Origin of the sequence: Chelatococcus caeni (genome assembly GCF_014196925.1) — a bacterium.
Classification (GTDB): domain Bacteria; phylum Pseudomonadota; class Alphaproteobacteria; order Rhizobiales; family Beijerinckiaceae; genus Chelatococcus_A; species Chelatococcus_A caeni.
This window is the reverse complement of the sequence record NZ_JACIEN010000002.1, coordinates 134338-150581: the sequence shown is the minus strand read 5'-3', so window position 1 is coordinate 150581 and position 16244 is coordinate 134338. Positions and strand designations below refer to the sequence as shown.

At 70.3% G+C, this 16244-nt stretch carries 18 protein-coding genes; 17 read left to right on the top strand and 1 reads right to left on the bottom strand.

What is annotated here, in order from left to right; all coding sequences use genetic code 11:
* Positions 1-2: 2 nt before the first annotated feature.
* Positions 3-590, bottom strand: coding sequence for an imidazoleglycerol-phosphate dehydratase HisB (gene hisB, locus GGR16_RS09415; RefSeq protein WP_019403599.1), 588 nt, complete (start codon positions 588-590; stop codon positions 3-5).
* A 222-nt stretch (positions 591-812) separates the two neighbouring features.
* Between hisB and hslV the strand changes: the two genes are divergently transcribed.
* From hslV to GGR16_RS09330, 17 genes are all read left to right on the top strand, one after another.
* The gene (hslV, locus tag GGR16_RS09410; RefSeq protein WP_019403600.1) at positions 813-1379 is read left to right on the top strand and encodes an ATP-dependent protease subunit HslV; all 567 of its coding nucleotides are present in this window, start codon (positions 813-815) and stop codon (positions 1377-1379) included.
* Between the two features lie 3 nt (positions 1380-1382).
* Positions 1383-1895 carry a GNAT family N-acetyltransferase gene (locus tag GGR16_RS09405; RefSeq protein WP_183316444.1) on the top strand — a complete coding sequence of 171 codons (513 nt, stop codon included), beginning with the start codon at positions 1383-1385 and terminating at the stop codon, positions 1893-1895.
* Positions 1892-3199 (top strand): ATP-dependent protease ATPase subunit HslU, encoded by a 1308-nt coding sequence (gene hslU, locus GGR16_RS09400; RefSeq protein ID WP_019403602.1) that lies wholly within the window; start codon positions 1892-1894, stop codon positions 3197-3199. Before GGR16_RS09405 ends, hslU begins: the two co-directional genes overlap by 4 nt.
* 39 nt (positions 3200-3238) lie before the next feature.
* Complete coding sequence (gene murJ, locus GGR16_RS09395; RefSeq protein WP_183316443.1) at positions 3239-4789, top strand: murein biosynthesis integral membrane protein MurJ; 1551 nt, start codon at positions 3239-3241, stop codon at positions 4787-4789.
* Between the two features lie 69 nt (positions 4790-4858).
* Complete coding sequence (gene trpS, locus GGR16_RS09390; protein WP_019403604.1) at positions 4859-5908, top strand: tryptophan--tRNA ligase; 1050 nt, start codon at positions 4859-4861, stop codon at positions 5906-5908.
* A gap of 60 nt (positions 5909-5968) precedes the next feature.
* Positions 5969-6466, top strand: a complete 498-nt coding sequence (locus tag GGR16_RS09385) for a universal stress protein (protein WP_019403605.1) — start codon at positions 5969-5971, stop codon at positions 6464-6466.
* A gap of 145 nt (positions 6467-6611) precedes the next feature.
* Positions 6612-7172 (top strand): NifU family protein, encoded by a 561-nt coding sequence (locus GGR16_RS09380; RefSeq protein ID WP_019403606.1) that lies wholly within the window; start codon positions 6612-6614, stop codon positions 7170-7172.
* A gap of 92 nt (positions 7173-7264) precedes the next feature.
* Positions 7265-7942, top strand: coding sequence for a tRNA (adenosine(37)-N6)-threonylcarbamoyltransferase complex dimerization subunit type 1 TsaB (gene tsaB, locus GGR16_RS09375; RefSeq protein ID WP_019403607.1), 678 nt, complete (start codon positions 7265-7267; stop codon positions 7940-7942).
* A 24-nt stretch (positions 7943-7966) separates the two neighbouring features.
* Positions 7967-8467 (top strand): ribosomal protein S18-alanine N-acetyltransferase, encoded by a 501-nt coding sequence (gene rimI / locus GGR16_RS09370; RefSeq protein ID WP_019403608.1) that lies wholly within the window; start codon positions 7967-7969, stop codon positions 8465-8467.
* Positions 8468-8616: 149 nt separating this feature from the next.
* Positions 8617-8991 (top strand): Fur family transcriptional regulator, encoded by a 375-nt coding sequence (locus GGR16_RS09365; RefSeq protein ID WP_245258933.1) that lies wholly within the window; start codon positions 8617-8619, stop codon positions 8989-8991.
* Positions 8992-8998: 7 nt separating this feature from the next.
* Entirely contained in the window at positions 8999-9796 is a 798-nt protein-coding gene (gene olsA / locus GGR16_RS09360; RefSeq protein WP_183316442.1) for a lyso-ornithine lipid O-acyltransferase, read from the top strand.
* 128 nt (positions 9797-9924) lie between these two features.
* Positions 9925-11295, top strand: coding sequence for a tRNA (N6-isopentenyl adenosine(37)-C2)-methylthiotransferase MiaB (miaB, locus tag GGR16_RS09355; RefSeq protein WP_183316441.1), 1371 nt, complete (start codon positions 9925-9927; stop codon positions 11293-11295).
* Positions 11296-11346: 51 nt separating this feature from the next.
* Complete coding sequence (locus GGR16_RS09350; protein ID WP_019403612.1) at positions 11347-12357, top strand: PhoH family protein; 1011 nt, start codon at positions 11347-11349, stop codon at positions 12355-12357.
* A gap of 2 nt (positions 12358-12359) precedes the next feature.
* On the top strand, positions 12360-12851 hold the full coding sequence (gene ybeY, locus GGR16_RS09345) for an rRNA maturation RNase YbeY (RefSeq protein WP_183316440.1): 492 nt from the start codon (positions 12360-12362) through the stop codon (positions 12849-12851).
* Positions 12852-12954: 103 nt separating this feature from the next.
* A complete protein-coding gene (locus tag GGR16_RS09340) occupies positions 12955-14085 on the top strand; it encodes a hemolysin family protein (RefSeq protein WP_246372974.1) in 1131 nt (376 codons plus the stop codon).
* Positions 14082-15737 carry an apolipoprotein N-acyltransferase gene (lnt, locus tag GGR16_RS09335; RefSeq protein WP_019403615.1) on the top strand — a complete coding sequence of 552 codons (1656 nt, stop codon included), beginning with the start codon at positions 14082-14084 and terminating at the stop codon, positions 15735-15737. Before GGR16_RS09340 ends, lnt begins: the two co-directional genes overlap by 4 nt.
* Positions 15734-16165 carry a helix-turn-helix domain-containing protein gene (locus GGR16_RS09330; protein ID WP_019403616.1) on the top strand — a complete coding sequence of 144 codons (432 nt, stop codon included), beginning with the start codon at positions 15734-15736 and terminating at the stop codon, positions 16163-16165. Before lnt ends, GGR16_RS09330 begins: the two co-directional genes overlap by 4 nt.
* Positions 16166-16244: the final 79 nt, after the last annotated feature.

Sequence of the window (16244 nt, the reverse complement as noted above, 5' to 3'; positions counted from 1 at the left end):
CTCTACAGGGATCCCTTGGTCGAGGGCACGCGGCCCTCCTCGCGCGGATCGAGGGCCACGGCGCGGCGCAGCGCGCGGGCGAGGCCCTTGAAGCAGCTCTCCGCAATATGGTGCTGGTTGTCGCCGTACAAGGTCTCGACGTGCAGCGTGATGCCGGCATTCATGGCGAAGGCCTGGAACCACTCGCGCACCAGCTCCGTGTCGAAGGTGCCGATCTTGTCGCGCGCGAAGGCGGTGCGGAAGACCAGGAAGGGCCGGCCCGAGATGTCGAGCGCGACGCGCGTCAGCGTCTCGTCCATGGGCAGGTGGACGTCGGCATAGCGCGCGATGCCGCGCTTGTCGCCGAGGGCCTGCGCGAAGGCCTGGCCCAGCGCGATGGCGCTGTCCTCGACCGTGTGATGGTCGTCGATATGCGTGTCGCCGGTGACGGAGACGGTGAGGTCGAAGAGCGCATGGCGGGCCAGGAGATCGAGCATGTGGTCGAGAAAGCCGACCCCGGTCGCTATCTCGGCCTTGCCCGCGCCGTCGAGGGCAAGCTTCACCGAAACGTCCGTCTCGCTCGTGCGGCGTGACACGCTGGCGGTGCGCATGGGTTCTCATCTCCGTCAGAGCCGCTGTCGCGGCGCACGCCTTCTAGCAAGCGACGCCGCCCGGCGCCACCCTGCGCTTCGTCGCGCCCGCCCGTCACCCGGCCCTTCTGTTGCGGGCGGCGTTGGCCGACGGGCGAAAAACGCCTACATGAAGGCGATGTTGCAGGATGATCGACCGGTCGCCGGCAGGTCGGATACCGGTGCGAGGGAATGGTGAGCTTGATGCAGACAGCGGCGGACGGGCAGTTTCACGCGACGACCATCCTCATGGTCCGCAAGGACGGGCGCACCGTGATCGGCGGCGACGGCCAGGTGAGCCTCGGCCAGACGGTGATCAAGGGCAACGCCCGCAAGGTGCGCCGCCTCGCCAAGGGCGCGGTCATCGGCGGCTTCGCCGGCGCGACGGCAGACGCCTTCACGCTGTTCGAGCGGCTGGAGGCCAAGCTCGACCAGTTCCCCGGCCAGCTCATGCGCGCCTGCGTCGAGCTCGCCAAGGACTGGCGCACCGACCGCTACCTGCGCCGCCTCGAGGCGATGATGCTGGTGGCCGACAAGAACATCGGCCTCCTTCTCTCGGGCACCGGCGACGTGCTGGAGCCGGAGGCGATCCACGGCACCTCCATCATGGCGATCGGCTCCGGCGGCAATTATGCGCTCGCGGCGGCACGGGCGCTCGCCGACAGCACCCACGATGCCGAGGACATCGTGCGCCGCTCGCTCGCCATCGCCGCGGACATCTGCGTCTACACCAACGGCAACCTCGTCATCGAGACCCTGGAGAACGCCTGAGGCATGTCCGCGTCCCCCTACTCCTTTGAGCCGGTGACGGAGGCGGATCTCGGCCTCCTCGGACGCTGGATCGCGACGCCGCATGTCGCGGCCTGGTGGGGCGAGGTCGAGAGCGAGCTCGAAGGCATCCGGTCCGATCTGGCCGACCCGGCCATGGAGGCCTTCATCGTCGCCCATGCCGGGCGGCCGATCGGCTTCCTGCAGAGCTACGTGGTGCACGCCGAGCCCGACCACCCCTATGCCGACCAGCCGGCGGGCGCGCGCGGCATCGACCAGTTCATCGGCGAGGCCGACATGGTCGGCCTCGGCCACGGCACGGCCTTCATCCGCCGCTTCTGCGAGATGCTGGAGAGGGCAGGCGTGCCACGGATCGTGACGGATCCGAATCCATCGAACGCCCGGGCCATCCGGGCCTATGAAAAGGCCGGCTTCCGGCCGCTCGAGGAAAGAGATACGCCCTTCGGCCGCGTGCTTCTGATGGCGCGCGACGGCGCGGCGCAACGAGGACAGCAATGACCAACTTCTCCCCCCGCGAGATCGTTTCCGAGCTCGACCGCTACATCGTCGGGCAGAAGGAGGCTAAGCGCGCCGTCGCCATTGCGCTGCGCAACCGTTGGCGCCGCCAGCAGCTCGAGGGGCCGCTGCGCGAGGAGGTCCTGCCCAAGAACATCCTCATGATCGGCCCGACCGGCTGCGGCAAGACTGAGATATCGCGCCGTCTCGCGCGGCTCGCCAATGCGCCTTTCCTCAAGGTCGAGGCGACGAAGTTCACCGAGGTCGGCTATGTCGGCCGCGACGTCGAGCAGATCGTGCGCGACCTCCTCGAGGTTGGCATCTCCCTCGTCAAGGAGGCGCGGCGCAAGGATGTGGAGGCGAAGGCCCAGCTCGCCGCCGAGGAGCGGGTGCTCGATGCGCTCGTCGGCGCCACCGCGAGCCAGGCGACGCGCGATTCCTTCCGCCGCAAGCTCAGGGCCGGCGAGCTCGACGACAAGGAGGTCGAGGTCGAGCTGCAGACGCAGGCGAGCGGGCTGCCCATGTTCGAATTGCCCGGCATGCCCGGCGCCTCCGTCGGCGCCATCTCGCTCGGCGACATCTTCGGCAAGGGCTTCGGCACCCGCGCCAAGCCGCGCCGCATGAGCGTGCGCGACGCCTACGAGCCGCTGGTGGCGGAGGAGAGCGACAAGCTCATCGACCAGGACCAGATCGTGCAGGAGGCCATCCGCGAGGTCGAGAACAACGGCATCGTCTTCCTCGACGAGATCGACAAGATCTGCGCCCGCGAGGGCCGCGGCGGGGCCGACGTCTCGCGCGAGGGCGTGCAGCGCGACCTCCTGCCGCTCATCGAGGGCACCACGGTCTCGACCAAGCACGGGGCGGTGAAGACCGACCACATCCTCTTCATCGCCTCCGGCGCCTTCCACGTGGCGAAGCCTTCGGACCTGCTGCCGGAGCTGCAGGGCCGCCTGCCCATCCGCGTCGAACTGTCGTCGCTCGACGAGGCGGACTTCCGCCGCATCCTGACGGAGACGGAGGCGAGCCTCGTCAAGCAGGCGGTCGCCATGATGGCGACGGAGGGCGTGACGCTCGCCTTCACCGACGACGCCATCGACGCGCTCGCCCATATCGCCGTCGAGGTCAACCGCACCGTCGAGAACATCGGCGCCCGCCGGCTGCAGACGGTCATCGAGCGGGTGCTCGACGAAATCTCGTTCACGGCGCCCGATCGCGGCGGCGAGACGGTGACGGTCGACGGCGACTACGTGCGACGCGAGGTCGGGGAACTCGCCCAGAATGCCGACCTCAGCCGCTTCATCCTCTGATCGGTCCGGCGCCGAATCGATTTGTCGCGGGCAGCGGCGGTGAGCGCGCCTGCGGCCGAAACGGCCTCCCCGCTGCCCCGCGCGGGGCTTCTCGTCGGGCTCGGCGCGGCCGGCTCGCGCATCCTCGGCTTCGTTCGCGACGTCGCCATCGCCGCCGTCATCGGCGCCGGCCCGGTGGCCGATGCCTTCCTCGTCGCCTTCCGCCTGCCCAATCTCGTGCGCCGCGTCCTCGCCGACGGCGGGCTGAACGGCGCCTTCGTGCCCCTCCTCCTGCGCATCGGCGCGGAGCGGGGCCCGGCGGCCGGCAGACGTTTCGCGGCCGAATCGATCGCCGCGACGGCCCTTCTCGGTCTGGTGCTCGTCGCGCTCGTCGCGCTTTTCTCCCCGCTCGTCGTCCTGACGCTGGCGGCGGGCTATGCCGGCGGGGACGAGCGCCTGCCGCTTGCCGCGTCCTACTTGCGGCTTGCCGCCCCCTTCATCGGCTTTTCGCTCATCGCGGCGCTGCTGACGGCGCTCCTGTCGGCTGAGCGGCGCTTTTCCGCCGTCGCCGCGATCGCGCTCGCGGCCAATGTCGTGCTCCTCGTCTTGCTGGCCGTCCTGTCCGGTCTTGCGCTCGACGAGGCGCGGGCGGCGACCTGGCTTGCGCTCGGCGTCGGCCTCTCGGGGCTTCTGCAGCTCGTCGCCGTGATGGGGGCCTGTCGCGGGGTATGGCCGGGTCTTGCCCGGCCGCGCTGGAGCCCCGACATGCGGCGGCTCTTCGCCCTGAGCGGCCCGGCCCTCGTGGCCAATGCCGCGCCGCAGCTCATGGCCGTGGCGGCGACGCAGCTCGCCTCGGCCATACCCTCGGCCGTGTCCTGGTTCTACTATGCCGAGCGGCTGTTCCAGCTGCCGCTCTCCTTCGTGTCGCTCGCGGCCGGCATGGTCGTCCTGCCGGAGATCGCCGCCCGGGCGGCCGGTGCAGATGCGCGCCGTGCCGTGGCCGCCCGTGCCGGCGAGGCGGCGCTCGCCCTGTCCCTGCCGGCTGCCGCCGCCTTCCTCGTGCTCGCCGAGCCGATGGCGGCGGTGCTGTTCGTTCGTGGCGCGTTCTCCGCGCATGATGCGACCATGACCGCCGATGCCTTGCGGGCGCTCGCCGTCGGCCTGCCGGCGGCGGCACTGGCGCGCGTCTTCATGCAGGCGGCCTTTGCCGAGGGCGACATGCGCGTGCCGGTCATGGCGACGCTCGGCGGTGTCGCCGCCACCCTTCTGGCAGGCGTGGCCCTGAAAGGCCTGCCCGGCGCCACCGGCGTCGCGCTCGCGATGTCCGCCGGGCTTGCGGTAAATGCGGCCCTGCTCCTTCTCTCCCCTGCCGTACGGCGGGCCGCGATGGCGCTCGATGCCGGCCGCATCTTGCGCCTCGGGCTGGCGAGTGCCGTCATGGCCGCGGCGGTGGCCGGCCTCGCCGCATCGGGTGCCGACAACCTGACGCCGACGGGCAATGGAATCCTTAGCCTTGCCCTCCTCGCCGCCATCTGCCTCGCCGGCCTCGCGATCTACGGCGCCCTGTGCCTCGCCCTGCGGGTCGACCCGCGCCGGCTCCTGCGCCATTGAGCGCGCCGCATCTTGCGCGAAGCGCCCGGCATTGCGATAAGGCCGCGCCTCGTGTCAGGGGAGCAGGCAATGGCGGTTTTCAAGGAACGGGTGTTTTCCGGGGTACAGCCGACGGGCAACCTCCATCTCGGCAATTATCTCGGCGCCATCTCGCGCTTCGTGCCGCTGCAGGAGACGTACGACTGCATCTATTGCGTCGTGGACATGCACGCCATCACCGTGCCGCAGGATCCCGGCGAGCTGCGCCGGCAGATCCGCGAGGTCACGGCGGCCTTCCTCGCGGCGGGCATCGATGCCGAGCGGCACATCGTCTTCAACCAGAGCCAGGTGGCAGAGCATGCCGAGCTCGCCTGGATCTTCAACTGCATCGCCCGCATCGGCTGGCTCAACCGCATGACGCAGTTCAAGGAGAAGGCCGGCAAGGACCGCGAGAACGCCTCCGTCGGGCTCTATGCCTATCCGACCCTGATGGCCGCCGACATCCTCGCCTATCGCGCGACGCACGTGCCCGTCGGCGAGGACCAGAAGCAGCATCTCGAGCTGACGCGCGACGTCGCGCAGAAGTTCAACAACGACTATGCCGCCGCTATCGCGGAGAACGGCCATGGCGACATGTTCTTCCCGCTGACCGAGCCGCTGATCCAGGGCCCGGCCATGCGCATCATGTCGCTGCGCGACGGCTCCAAGAAGATGTCGAAGTCGGACCCGTCCGACTATTCGCGCATCAACCTGACCGACGATGCCGACGCCATCGCCCAGAAGATCCGCAAGGCCAAGACCGATCCCGAGCCGCTGCCGAGCGAGGAGGCCGGCCTCGAGAGCCGGCCCGAGGCGGCGAATCTCGTCGGCATCTTCGCCGCCCTCAAGGGTGTGGAGAAGTCGCAGGTGCTGCACGAGTTCGGCGGCGCCCAGTTCTCCTCCTTCAAGGGTGCGCTGGTCGATCTCGCCGTGGAGAAGATGGGCCCCATCGGTGCCGAGATGAAGCGCCTCGTCGCGGATCCCGGCCATATCGACGCCGTGCTCGGCAGGGGGGCGGAGCGGGCGCGCGTCATCGCGCGCGAGACGCTCGACGCCGTCTATGACATCGTCGGCTTCATTCGTTCCGCGCGTAACAGTTGATCCGCGCCGCGCCGCTTGGCAGCATCGGGGCGACAGCGGCGGACACGAAGGCGGTGATCGATGACCGGCAAGCGGCGGCGATCCTATGAAGCGGGCCATCGCGCCAAGTTCCTGGTGGTGGTGGACGACACGCCCGAGTGCGACCGGGCCATCTATTTCGCCGCCCGCCGGGCGGCGCGCACCGGCGTCTCGGTGACACTGCTCAGCATCGTCCCGCCGGGAGAATACCAGCACTGGCTCGGCGTCGGCGAGCTCATGCAGGCCGAGGCGGTGGAGGAGGCGAACGAGTTTCTCGATACGGCGAGCGCTCGCGTGCGCGACATCGCCGGCCTCGAGCCCGAGCGCGTGGTGCTCGTCGGCAACAAGTCCGAGGAGATCGTCCGGCATATCGAGGAGGACGAGGACATCGCCCTTCTCGTCCTCGCCGCCGGCACCGGCTCCGAAGGGCCAGGGCCGCTCGTCTCGATGATGGCGGGCAAGGCGGCGGCGAGCTTCCCCATCCCCGTCGCCATCGTGCCGGGCCATCTCACCGACGAGGAAATCGACGCGCTCGCCTGAGCGACCCGCGCCGAACCTTGCGCCGGACAAAAGAACCGCCACATTGAAGGGTGTATTGTCTGTTGGAATCGTTCTAAGGAATGAGCCGACAGCCGCAGCATTTTCACCGCCGGTTCTTGACCCGGTCGCGTGAGGAGAGACCCGAATGTTCATCCAGACCGAAGCCACCCCGAACCCGGCGACCCTCAAGTTCCTGCCCGGGCGCACCGTTCTGCCCGAGGGCACGCTCGACCTGCGCTCGGGCGAGGACGCCTCGCGCTCGCCGCTGGCCGAGCGGCTGTTCGCCATCGACGGCGTGGCTGCCGTCTTCTTCGGCTACGACTTCATCACCGTGACCAAGACGGGCGGCGAGTGGCAGCACCTGAAGCCCGCCATCCTCGGCGCCATCATGGAGCATTTCATGTCGGGCGCGCCGCTCCTGCGCGAGGATGCCGGCGTCGACATGGACGATGCGGACGAGTTCTTCGCCGAGGAAGATGCCGCGACCGTGGAGACCATCAAGGAGCTGCTCGACACGCGCGTGCGCCCGGCGGTGGCCGGCGACGGCGGCGACATCACCTTCCGCGGCTATCGCGACGGCGTGGTCTATCTCGCCATGAAGGGCTCCTGCTCCGGCTGCCCCTCCTCGACGGCGACGCTCAAGCACGGCATCCAGAATCTCCTGCAGCACTTCCTGCCCGACGTGCGCGAGGTTGAGGCCGTCTGAGGGCTTGGGGCCAGGCCCGGCGGAACGCGAAAAACGGTTGCCAGCGTCGCGCGCGGCGATCTAGAGGACGTGCCAGCGAGGGAGACTTCAGTTTGCGCGTTCTCGGCATCGACACGGCGCTCGGCGCCTGTTCCGCCTGCGTTCTCGACGGCAGCACGGTTCTTGCGGAAGAGACCATGGTGCTCGCGCGCGGCCACGCCGAGGCGCTGCTGCCGCTCGTCGAGCGCGTCATGGCGGCCGTGCCGGGCGGCTTCGAAACGCTCGACCGCGTCGCGGTCACCGTGGGTCCCGGCAGCTTCACGGGCCTGCGCGTCGGCATCTCGGCGGCCCGGGCCATCGGCCTTGCCGCCGGCGTGCCGGTCGTCGGCGTCACCACCTTGTCGGCCTTCCTCGCGCCGCTCGTCGCGGCCGGCGGCAACCGCCTCAATGCCGCGGCCATCGATGCGCGCCACGGCCATCTCTACTTCCAGTGCATCGCGGCCGGCGGGCGCACCATCGTGCCGGCCCGCCACGTCTCGGTGCGCGATGCCGCCCGCGTCATCGGCTCGGGCCCCATGACCATCGCCGGCTCCGGCGCGGCGATCCTCGGCCACGAGCTGCGCAATCTCGGCGTCGACGCCAAGATCGCCGATGCCGAGATCGCGCCGCACATCGCCTGGGTGGCGCGGCTCGGCATGGCGGCCGACCCGGCGACGGCGCTGCCCAAGCCCGTCTACCTGCGCGCCCCCGACGCCAAGCCGCAGGAACACATGCGCATTCCCCGGCGCTGAGCCATCGGTGATAATCGGCGCGCCATGATTCTCGACCGCTGGCTGGGCCGCGCTTCATCCAATCTTCCCGCAGCCTCCGTCAGGCCGCTGTCGCCTGCCGACGCGGCGGCGGTCGCGGCCATCCACGCCGCCTCCTTCGCCCGCGGCTGGGAGGCGAGTGAGTTCGAGCGGCTCATCGCCGCAGGCACCAACGTGGCGGAGGGCGTCCTTGCGGCGGATGGCCGGGCCCTCGACGGCTTTGCCCTGTCGCGCATCGCCGCCGACGAGGCGGAGATCCTGACCATCGCCGTCGCCGAGGCGCGGCGGGGCCGGGGGCTCGCCCGCCACCTCCTCGCCCATCACCTCGGCTCGCTCGCCGGACGCGGCGCCCGGCGCATCTTCCTCGAGGTCGAGGCCGAGAATGCCCCGGCCCTGGCGCTCTACCGGCGCTTCGGCTTCGAGGAGGTCGGCCGGCGTAACGGCTATTATCGCAAGGCCGACGGCAGCACGGCGACCGCCCTCGTCATGGCGCGCGACCTGTCGTGAGCCGCGCTTCCGGCCGGCATGGACGCGCGTCATCCGGCTTCCTATAAGAGCGGGATGATGAGGAAAGGGAGGCGGGCCGCTTGGCGGGGGTGAAGCGCAGACTGCAAGGCAACGCCATCGAACGCGCCTGCGTCGCCCGCGGGATGCGCATGACCGGCCCGCGCCGCGTCATCGCCAAGGTGCTCGGCGATGCCGACGACCATCCCGATGTCGTCGAGCTGCACCGGCGCGCGGCGGCCGTCGACGAGCGCATCTCGCTGTCTACCGTCTACCGCACCGTCAAGCTCTTCGAAGACAAGGGCATCATCGAGCGACACCAGTTCGGCGACGGCCGCGCGCGCTACGAGCGCGCCCCGAAGGAGCACCACGACCACCTCATCGACATGAATACCGGCGACGTCATCGAATTCCACTCCGAGGAGATCGAGCGGCTCCAGGCCGAGATCGCCCGGCGCCTCGGCTACCGCCTGGTGCACCACCGGCTCGAGCTCTATGCCGTGCCGCTCGAGGACAAGGCGGACTGAACGAGCCATGCTGTCGCTGCGGGGCATTCTGCGCCTGTCGCTCATCGTGCCGGCGACGCTCGTCGGTATCCCGCTGCAGGCGCTCGCGGTCAGGCTCGACAGCCGGGCGGCGCGCCTCATCCCCCTCGTCTACCACCGCTTCATCTGCCGCGTGCTCGGCATCCGCATCAAGGTGGAGGGCAGGCCGCCGAACGGCCGCGAGGCGGCCCTCATCCTCGCCAACCACGTCTCGTGGCTCGATATTCCCGTCATCTCGACGCTGACGCCGCTCTCCTTCATCGCCAAGGCCGAGGTGAACGGCTGGCCGGTCGTCGGCCTGCTCGCCCGGCTGCAGCGCACGGTCTTCATCGACCGCACGCGCCGCAAGGCGACGGCGGCAACCAATGTCGAGGTGGCGCACAGGCTGCGCCGGGGCGACGCCATGGTGCTCTTTGCGGAGGGCACCACAGGGGACGGCCTGCGCATCCTGCCCTTCCGCTCCGCCCTCGTGGGGGCCGCGCGCGATGCGGTGGCCGATGCCGAGGCGCCCGCGTCCGAGATCGTGCTGCGGCCCCTCGCCATCACCTATGTCGGCCGCCACGGCCTGCCGCTCGGCCGCAACGAGCGGCCCGACATCGCCTGGCACGGGGACATGGAGCTTGCGCCGCACCTCGCCGCGGTCATCTCGGGAGCGCCGTTCGACGTGCGCATCACCTGGGGCGAGCCCATCGCCTTCAACGGCGGCAGCGACCGCAAGGAGGCGACGAAGGCGGCCGAGGACGTGGTGCGCGCGGCCGCGCGGGCGGCGCGGGCGAGCGGCCCCTGAGGCCGCCGGCCACGTCATTCATCCGCCGTCTTGCCTTGCCTATTCTCTCCGGAGGCGAGAAGCCTTAAACAGGAGGGACGGGCAGGTCGGCCCGGAGCGTTGAGTCGAAAGCGGGTGGCAGGCAGGCAGTGAAGAAGGTTTTCGTCAAATCCTACGGCTGTCAGATGAACGTCTACGATGCGGAGCGCATGGCGGACGCGCTGGCAGCCAAGGGCTATGTGGAGGCCGGAACGGCGGAGGACGCCGACCTCGTCATCCTCAACACCTGCCACATCCGCGAGAAGGCCGCCGAAAAGGTCTATTCGGAGCTCGGCCGCCTGCGCGAGATGAAGAAGGAACGCGCCACCGAAGGGCGCGGGACGCAGGTCGTCGTCGCCGGCTGCGTGGCCCAGGCCGAGGGCGGAGAGATCGTGCGCCGCGCGCCGGTCGTCGACCTCGTGGTCGGGCCGCAGAGCTACCACCGCCTGCCCGAGCTCCTCGCCGAGGCGAGCGCGCGTCCCGGCGTCGTCGACACGGAATTCCCGGCCGAGGACAAGTTCGACCACCTGCCGGCCCCGGCGCGGGAGAAGATCCGTGCCCGCGGCGTCTCGGCCTTCCTCACCGTGCAGGAGGGCTGCGACAAGTTCTGTACCTTCTGCGTCGTGCCCTATACGCGCGGCGCCGAGGTCTCCCGCCCCGTCGCCAAGATCCTCGCCGAGGCCGAGCGGCTCGCCGGGGCGGGCGTGCGCGAGATCACCATCATCGGCCAGAACGTCAACGCCTATCACGGCGAGGGGCCGGACGGGCGCGACTGGACGCTCGGCATGCTGCTCGAGCGCCTGGCCGAGGTGCCTGGCGTCGCGCGCCTGCGCTACACCACGAGCCATCCGCGCGACATGGACGAGACGCTGATCGCCGCCCATCGCGACCTGCCGGCGCTGATGCCCTATCTCCACCTGCCGGTGCAGGCGGGCTCGGACGGCATCCTCGCCGCCATGAACCGCCGCCATACCGGCGACGAATACCGGCGCATCATCGACGCGGTGCGCAAGGCCCGTCCCGACATCGCGTTGTCGTCCGATTTCATCGTGGGCTTTCCCGGCGAGAGCGATGCCGATTTTGAGGCCACCATGCGCCTCGTCGCCGACATCGGCTTCGCCAGCGCCTATTCCTTCAAGTACAGCCCGCGCCCCGGCACGCCGGCGGCGGAGATGGAGGGGCAGGTGCCCGAGCCCGTCAAGGCCGAGCGGCTCGCGCGCCTGCAGGCCGCCCTCGACGAGGACCGGCGCGCGTTCAACGCGGCGACCGTCGGGCGCACGGTCGATGTCCTCATCGAGCGGCCCGGGCGCCATGCCGGCCAGCTCGCCGGCAAATCGCCCTATCTGCAGGCGGTGCAGCTCGAGGCCGAGGGCCTCACCGTCGGCGACATCGTCCCGGTCGAGATCGTCGGGACGGCCCCCAACAGCCTGTTCGGCCGGCTCGCTGCCGGCCCGCCCGAAGAGAGGGCGAGCGCAGCCTAGGACGCGAGGAGAACGAGCTTGAAGCCAGACGATGGTCTGCCGCAGCGTCAGGTGAAGGACAGATCGCAGGCCTATGGCGGAGCCCGCGATGCCCCGGAGATCAAGATCGCCTTCGAAGACAACCGGCTCGCCAGCGTCGTCGCCGGCCAGTACGACCAGAACCTCGCCCATCTCGAGCGGCGTCTCGGCGTGCTCGCCAACGCCAACGGCAACCACATCGTCATCCGCGGCACGAGCGAGGCGGCCGAGCAGGCGCGCCGCGTGCTGCAGAGCCTCTACGAGCGGGCGCGCGCCGGCGAGATCGTCTCCATCGGCGACGTCGATGGCGCCATTGCCGAGAGCGCCCGCCAAGGCTCGCTCTTCCCGCCGGCGGACGAGGCGCAGCAGCGCTCGACCTTCGAGCAGATCGCGACGCGCAAGCGCGGCGCCGTCAGGGCGCGCAACGCGGCGCAGGACGCCTATCTGCGCCTCCTGCGCCGCTGCGAGCTCGTCTTCGCCGAGGGCCCGGCCGGCACCGGCAAGACCTGGCTCGCCGTGGGCCATGCCGTCTCGCTGCTCGAGCAGGGCGTCGTCGAGCGGCTCGTCCTGTCGCGCCCGGCGGTGGAGGCGGGCGAGCGCCTCGGCTTCCTGCCCGGCGACATGCGCGAGAAGGTCGACCCGTATCTCAGGCCGGTCTACGACGCGCTCTACGACTTCATGGAGGCGCGCCACGTCGAGCGCGGCCTGTCCACCGGCGTCATCGAGATCGCGCCGCTCGCCTTCATGCGCGGGCGCACGCTCACCAATGCCGCGATCCTGCTCGACGAGGCGCAGAACTGCACGTCCATGCAGATGAAGATGTTCCTGACCCGGCTCGGCGAAGGCTCGCGCATGATCGTCACGGGCGATCCCTCGCAGATCGACCTGCCGCCCGGGCAGGTGTCGGGCCTCGTCGAGGCGGTGCGCATCCTCGACGGCGTCGAGGGCATCGGCCGCATCACCTTCAAGGAGGCGGACGTGGTGCGGCATGAGCTCGTGCGGCGCATCGTCAAGGCCTATGACGAGGTCGGCCGGGGGATCTGAGCGTGAGGGGCGCCAATATCGACATCGCCGTCGAGAGCGAGGGCTGGGACGAACTGGCCGGCGCGGATGCGCTCGTCGCGCGCGCGGCGCAGGCGGCCCTCGATGCCGGCGGGCGCGCCTTCGCGCCGGGCGCCGAGGTGAGCATCGTCCTTGCGGACGACGAGGCGGTGCGCGCGCTCAACGCCCGCTGGCGCGGCAAGGACAAGGCGACAAACGTGTTGTCCTTCCCCGCATGCCCTCCTCAACAACTGGCCTCGGCACCCCATATCGGCGATGTCATCATCGCCTTCGAGACCACGCGGCGGGAGGCGGACGAGGAGGGCAAGGCCCTGGCCGACCACCTCTCCCATCTCGTCGTGCATGGGATGCTGCATCTTCTCGGTTATGATCACGAGACGGACGTCGAGGCCGAGGAGATGGAAGGTCTCGAGATCCGCATCCTGGCGGGGCTCGGCATCGCCGATCCTTACGCCGGTGCGGCCTTGGGCGAGTGAAGGGTGGCGGGATCATCCCGCCCCCAAGTCGTTGTTAGTGCATGAAGCGCCTCCGAACGGGCCGCGGCCCTTGGCGATCATGCTCCTGGAGCCAAGAAGGACGATGAGCGAGGATCGAAGTTCGAGCGAGGAAGCGAGGCCCGCCCCACACGGGCGGGATGGAGAGCACGAAAGCTGGATAGAGCGGCTGCTCACGGGCCTCAGGCTGAAGGCCGGCCCCTCGATCCGCGAGGATCTCGCGGATGCGCTCGACACAAATTTGCCCGGCGGAGAATTCACGCCGATCGAGCGTTCCCTGCTCAAGAACGTCCTGTCGCTGCGCGAGCTGCGCGTCAACGACGTGATGGTGCCGCGCGCCGACATCGTCGCCGTCCAGGCTTCCGCCACCCTCGCGAGCGTGCTGCACCTCTTCCGCACGGCCGGCCATTCGCGCATTCCCGTCTATGGCGAGAATCTCGACGAGCCGCTCGGCATGGTGCACATCCGCGATTTCGTCGACTACATCGCAGCGCGGGCCGAGACGGCCGGGCGCGAGCGCCTGCGCCGCAACGTCGGGCGCGGCCGCGGCGATGCGCCGGTGGAGGTGCAGGCCCAGGCCATGCGGCTCGGCGTCGACCTCGAGGCCCCGCTCTCGCGGGCCAGCATCCTGCGCCCGGTGCTCTTCGTGCCGCCGTCCATGCCGGCCATGGACCTGCTCGTGAAGATGCAGACCACGCGCACGCACATGGCCCTCGTCATCGACGAATACGGCGGCACCGACGGCCTCGTCTCGATGGAGGACATCGTCGAGATGATCGTGGGCGACATCGAGGACGAGCACGACGACGAGGAGGCCTCGCAGATCGTCGCCGACGGCGATGAGCGCTGGATCATCGATGCACGCGCCAGCCTCGAGGACGTCTCGGAAGCCCTCGGCGTCGAGCTCGCCGAGGCGGATATCGCCGAGGAGGTCGACACGCTGGGCGGCCTCATCGTCACCCTCGCCGGCCGCGTGCCGGTGCGCGGCGAGCTGGTGCCGGGGCCCGAGGGCCTCGAGTTCGAGGTGCTCGATGCCGACCCGCGCCGCCTGAAGAAGATCCGCATCCACAAGGTCAGGACCGAGCCGGCCCCGGTGCGCCGCGCCGGCCGCAGGGCCGAGGGCGGGGGGGCCGAAGCGCCCACGCCCGTGACGGAAGGCACCGTGGCTCCGGCGCGGGACGCGCTGGAGGATCAGAAGCCGGGGGCCGCCGCTTGACGCTCGCCGGCTTCGCGCGCGGCGTCGTCCTGTCCTGGGGCTGGCGACGGCGCCTCACGGCCTTCGCGGCAGGGGCGCTCGCCGCCCTCGCCATGCCGCCCTTCGGGCTGTGGCCCATCCTTTTCATTAGCCTGCCGCTCGCCGTCTGGCTCATCGACGGGGCGGGCGGGCGCACGCCGACGCGCACGGTGCTGGCGGCCGCGGCGATCGGCTGGTGGTTCGGCTTCGGCTATTTTCTCGCCGGCCTGTGGTGGCTCGGCGCCGCCTTCCTGGTGGAGGCGGACGAGTTCGCCTGGGCGTTGCCGCTCGGCGTCCTCGGCCTGCCCGCGGGGCTCGCCTTCTTCTATGCCCTCGGCTTCGGCCTCGCACGGCTCATCTGGTCCCCCGGCCCGGCCCGCATCCTCGCCTTCGCCGCGGGCCTTGCCGTTGCCGAATGGCTGCGCGGCCACATCCTCACGGGCTTTCCCTGGAACAGCCTCGGCATGGCCCTCGGCCAGCAGCAGCACCTGGCGCAGGTGGCGTCCCTCGTCGGGCTCTACGGCCTGACCGTGCTCGCGGCGGCGATTCTCGCGGCACCGGCGACCCTCGCCGACGACGGCGGGCGCTGGCGCCGTGCGGGGCCGAGCGTCGCCGGCCTCGTCATCCTGGCCGCGATGGCCGGCTATGGGCTGTGGCGCGTGCCCACGGCGCCCTCGCCGACGGTGCCGGGCGTCGCGCTGCGCATCATGCAGCCCAACCTGCCGCAGGATGCCAAGTTCCGGCCCGACAACCGGGAGGCGATCCTCAACCGCTATCTTGCTCTCAGCGACAACGGGCCCGCCGCGCAGGGTGCCGGCGTCACGCCGGCCGGCGCGGCTCGGGGCATGGACGGCGTCACCCATCTCGTCTGGCCGGAGAGCGCCTTTCCGTTCCTTCTGGCGCGCGACCCGGATGCCCTCGGCGCCATCGCGGCGCTCCTGCCGCCCGGGGCCGTGCTCGTCACGGGCGCGGCGCGGGCGATGGAGCCGCTCCCCGGCGAGACGAGCCTGCGCTTCTTCAATGCGGTCCAGGTCGTCGACGACGAAGGCCGCATCACCGGCATCTACGACAAGGTTCACCTTGTCCCCTTCGGCGAATACCTGCCGCTGGACGGGCTGCTGCGCCGTCTGGGCCTGCGCCAGTTCGTGCATGCGCCGGGCGGCTTCGAGGCCGGGCGCGAGCGAACCGTCCTGCCGGTGCCGGGCCTGCCGCCGGTGGCGGCGCTCATCTGCTACGAGGCGATCTTTCCGGGCGCGGTGCTGCCGCAAGACGGTACGCGTCCCGGCGTCCTGCTCAACGTCACGAACGACGCCTGGTTCGGGGAAACGCCGGGACCTTACCAGCACATGGCCCAGGCCCGGCTGCGCAGCATCGAGGAGGGCATTCCCCTGGTGCGCGCGGCCAACACGGGCATCTCGGCGGTCGTCGACGGCTACGGCCGGATCATCGCCTCGCTGCCGCTGGGGACGGAAGGCGTCCTCGACGCCCCCTTGCCCGAAGCCCTGTCACCGACGATTTATGCCCGGCTCGGGGATGTGGTATTCTGGTTCTTCACCTTGAGTGTAGCCGCCGGCGCGATGACCGCACGGCGACGTGGCCGGGTGGGCCGCGACGAACGGACGGGAAGACCATGAGAACAGCGCCTGCGAGCGTCAAGAAAGTCCCCAATCCGATCGACAAACATGTCGGCAGCCGTGTGCGCATGCGACGCATGTTCGTCGGCATGAGCCAGGAAAAGCTTGGCGAATCCCTCGGCCTGACTTTCCAGCAGGTGCAGAAGTACGAGAAGGGCACGAACCGCATCGGCGCGAGCCGCCTGCAACAGATCGCCAAGGTGCTTGGCGTGCCGGTGGAATTCTTCTTCGACGGCGCGCCGGCGGCCGACGGGGTGGCCGGCGGCTTCGCCGAGGCGCCGTCCTCGAGCTATGTGTCCGACTTCCTGTCGACCAGCGAGGGCGTGCAGCTCACCAAGGCCTTCATCCGCATCAAGGACGCGAAGGTGCGCCGGCGCATCGTCGACCTCGTCGTCGCTCTCGCCGACACGGAAGGCGAGGACGCCTGACGCCGTCCGTTTCGTTCGCTCTATCGAACCCGTCCGTCATTCCATCTTGACCCTGTGCGTCCGGGCTGTCACAACACCT

What these genes read in the sequence shown, in the direction of transcription:
- hisB (WP_019403599.1), bottom strand. Translation starts at nt 590, where the DNA reads ATGCGCACCGCCAGCGTGTCACGCCGCACGAGCGAGACGGACGTTTCG.
- hslV (WP_019403600.1), top strand. Translation starts at nt 813, where the DNA reads ATGCAGACAGCGGCGGACGGGCAGTTTCACGCGACGACCATCCTCATG.
- GGR16_RS09405 (WP_183316444.1), top strand. Translation starts at nt 1,383, where the DNA reads ATGTCCGCGTCCCCCTACTCCTTTGAGCCGGTGACGGAGGCGGATCTC.
- hslU (WP_019403602.1), top strand. Translation starts at nt 1,892, where the DNA reads ATGACCAACTTCTCCCCCCGCGAGATCGTTTCCGAGCTCGACCGCTAC.
- trpS (WP_019403604.1), top strand. Translation starts at nt 4,859, where the DNA reads ATGGCGGTTTTCAAGGAACGGGTGTTTTCCGGGGTACAGCCGACGGGC.
- GGR16_RS09385 (WP_019403605.1), top strand. Translation starts at nt 5,969, where the DNA reads ATGACCGGCAAGCGGCGGCGATCCTATGAAGCGGGCCATCGCGCCAAG.
- GGR16_RS09380 (WP_019403606.1), top strand. Translation starts at nt 6,612, where the DNA reads ATGTTCATCCAGACCGAAGCCACCCCGAACCCGGCGACCCTCAAGTTC.
- rimI (WP_019403608.1), top strand. Translation starts at nt 7,967, where the DNA reads ATGATTCTCGACCGCTGGCTGGGCCGCGCTTCATCCAATCTTCCCGCA.
- GGR16_RS09365 (WP_245258933.1), top strand. Translation starts at nt 8,617, where the DNA reads ATGACCGGCCCGCGCCGCGTCATCGCCAAGGTGCTCGGCGATGCCGAC.
- olsA (WP_183316442.1), top strand. Translation starts at nt 8,999, where the DNA reads ATGCTGTCGCTGCGGGGCATTCTGCGCCTGTCGCTCATCGTGCCGGCG.
- GGR16_RS09340 (WP_246372974.1), top strand. Translation starts at nt 12,955, where the DNA reads ATGAGCGAGGATCGAAGTTCGAGCGAGGAAGCGAGGCCCGCCCCACAC.
- GGR16_RS09330 (WP_019403616.1), top strand. Translation starts at nt 15,734, where the DNA reads ATGAGAACAGCGCCTGCGAGCGTCAAGAAAGTCCCCAATCCGATCGAC.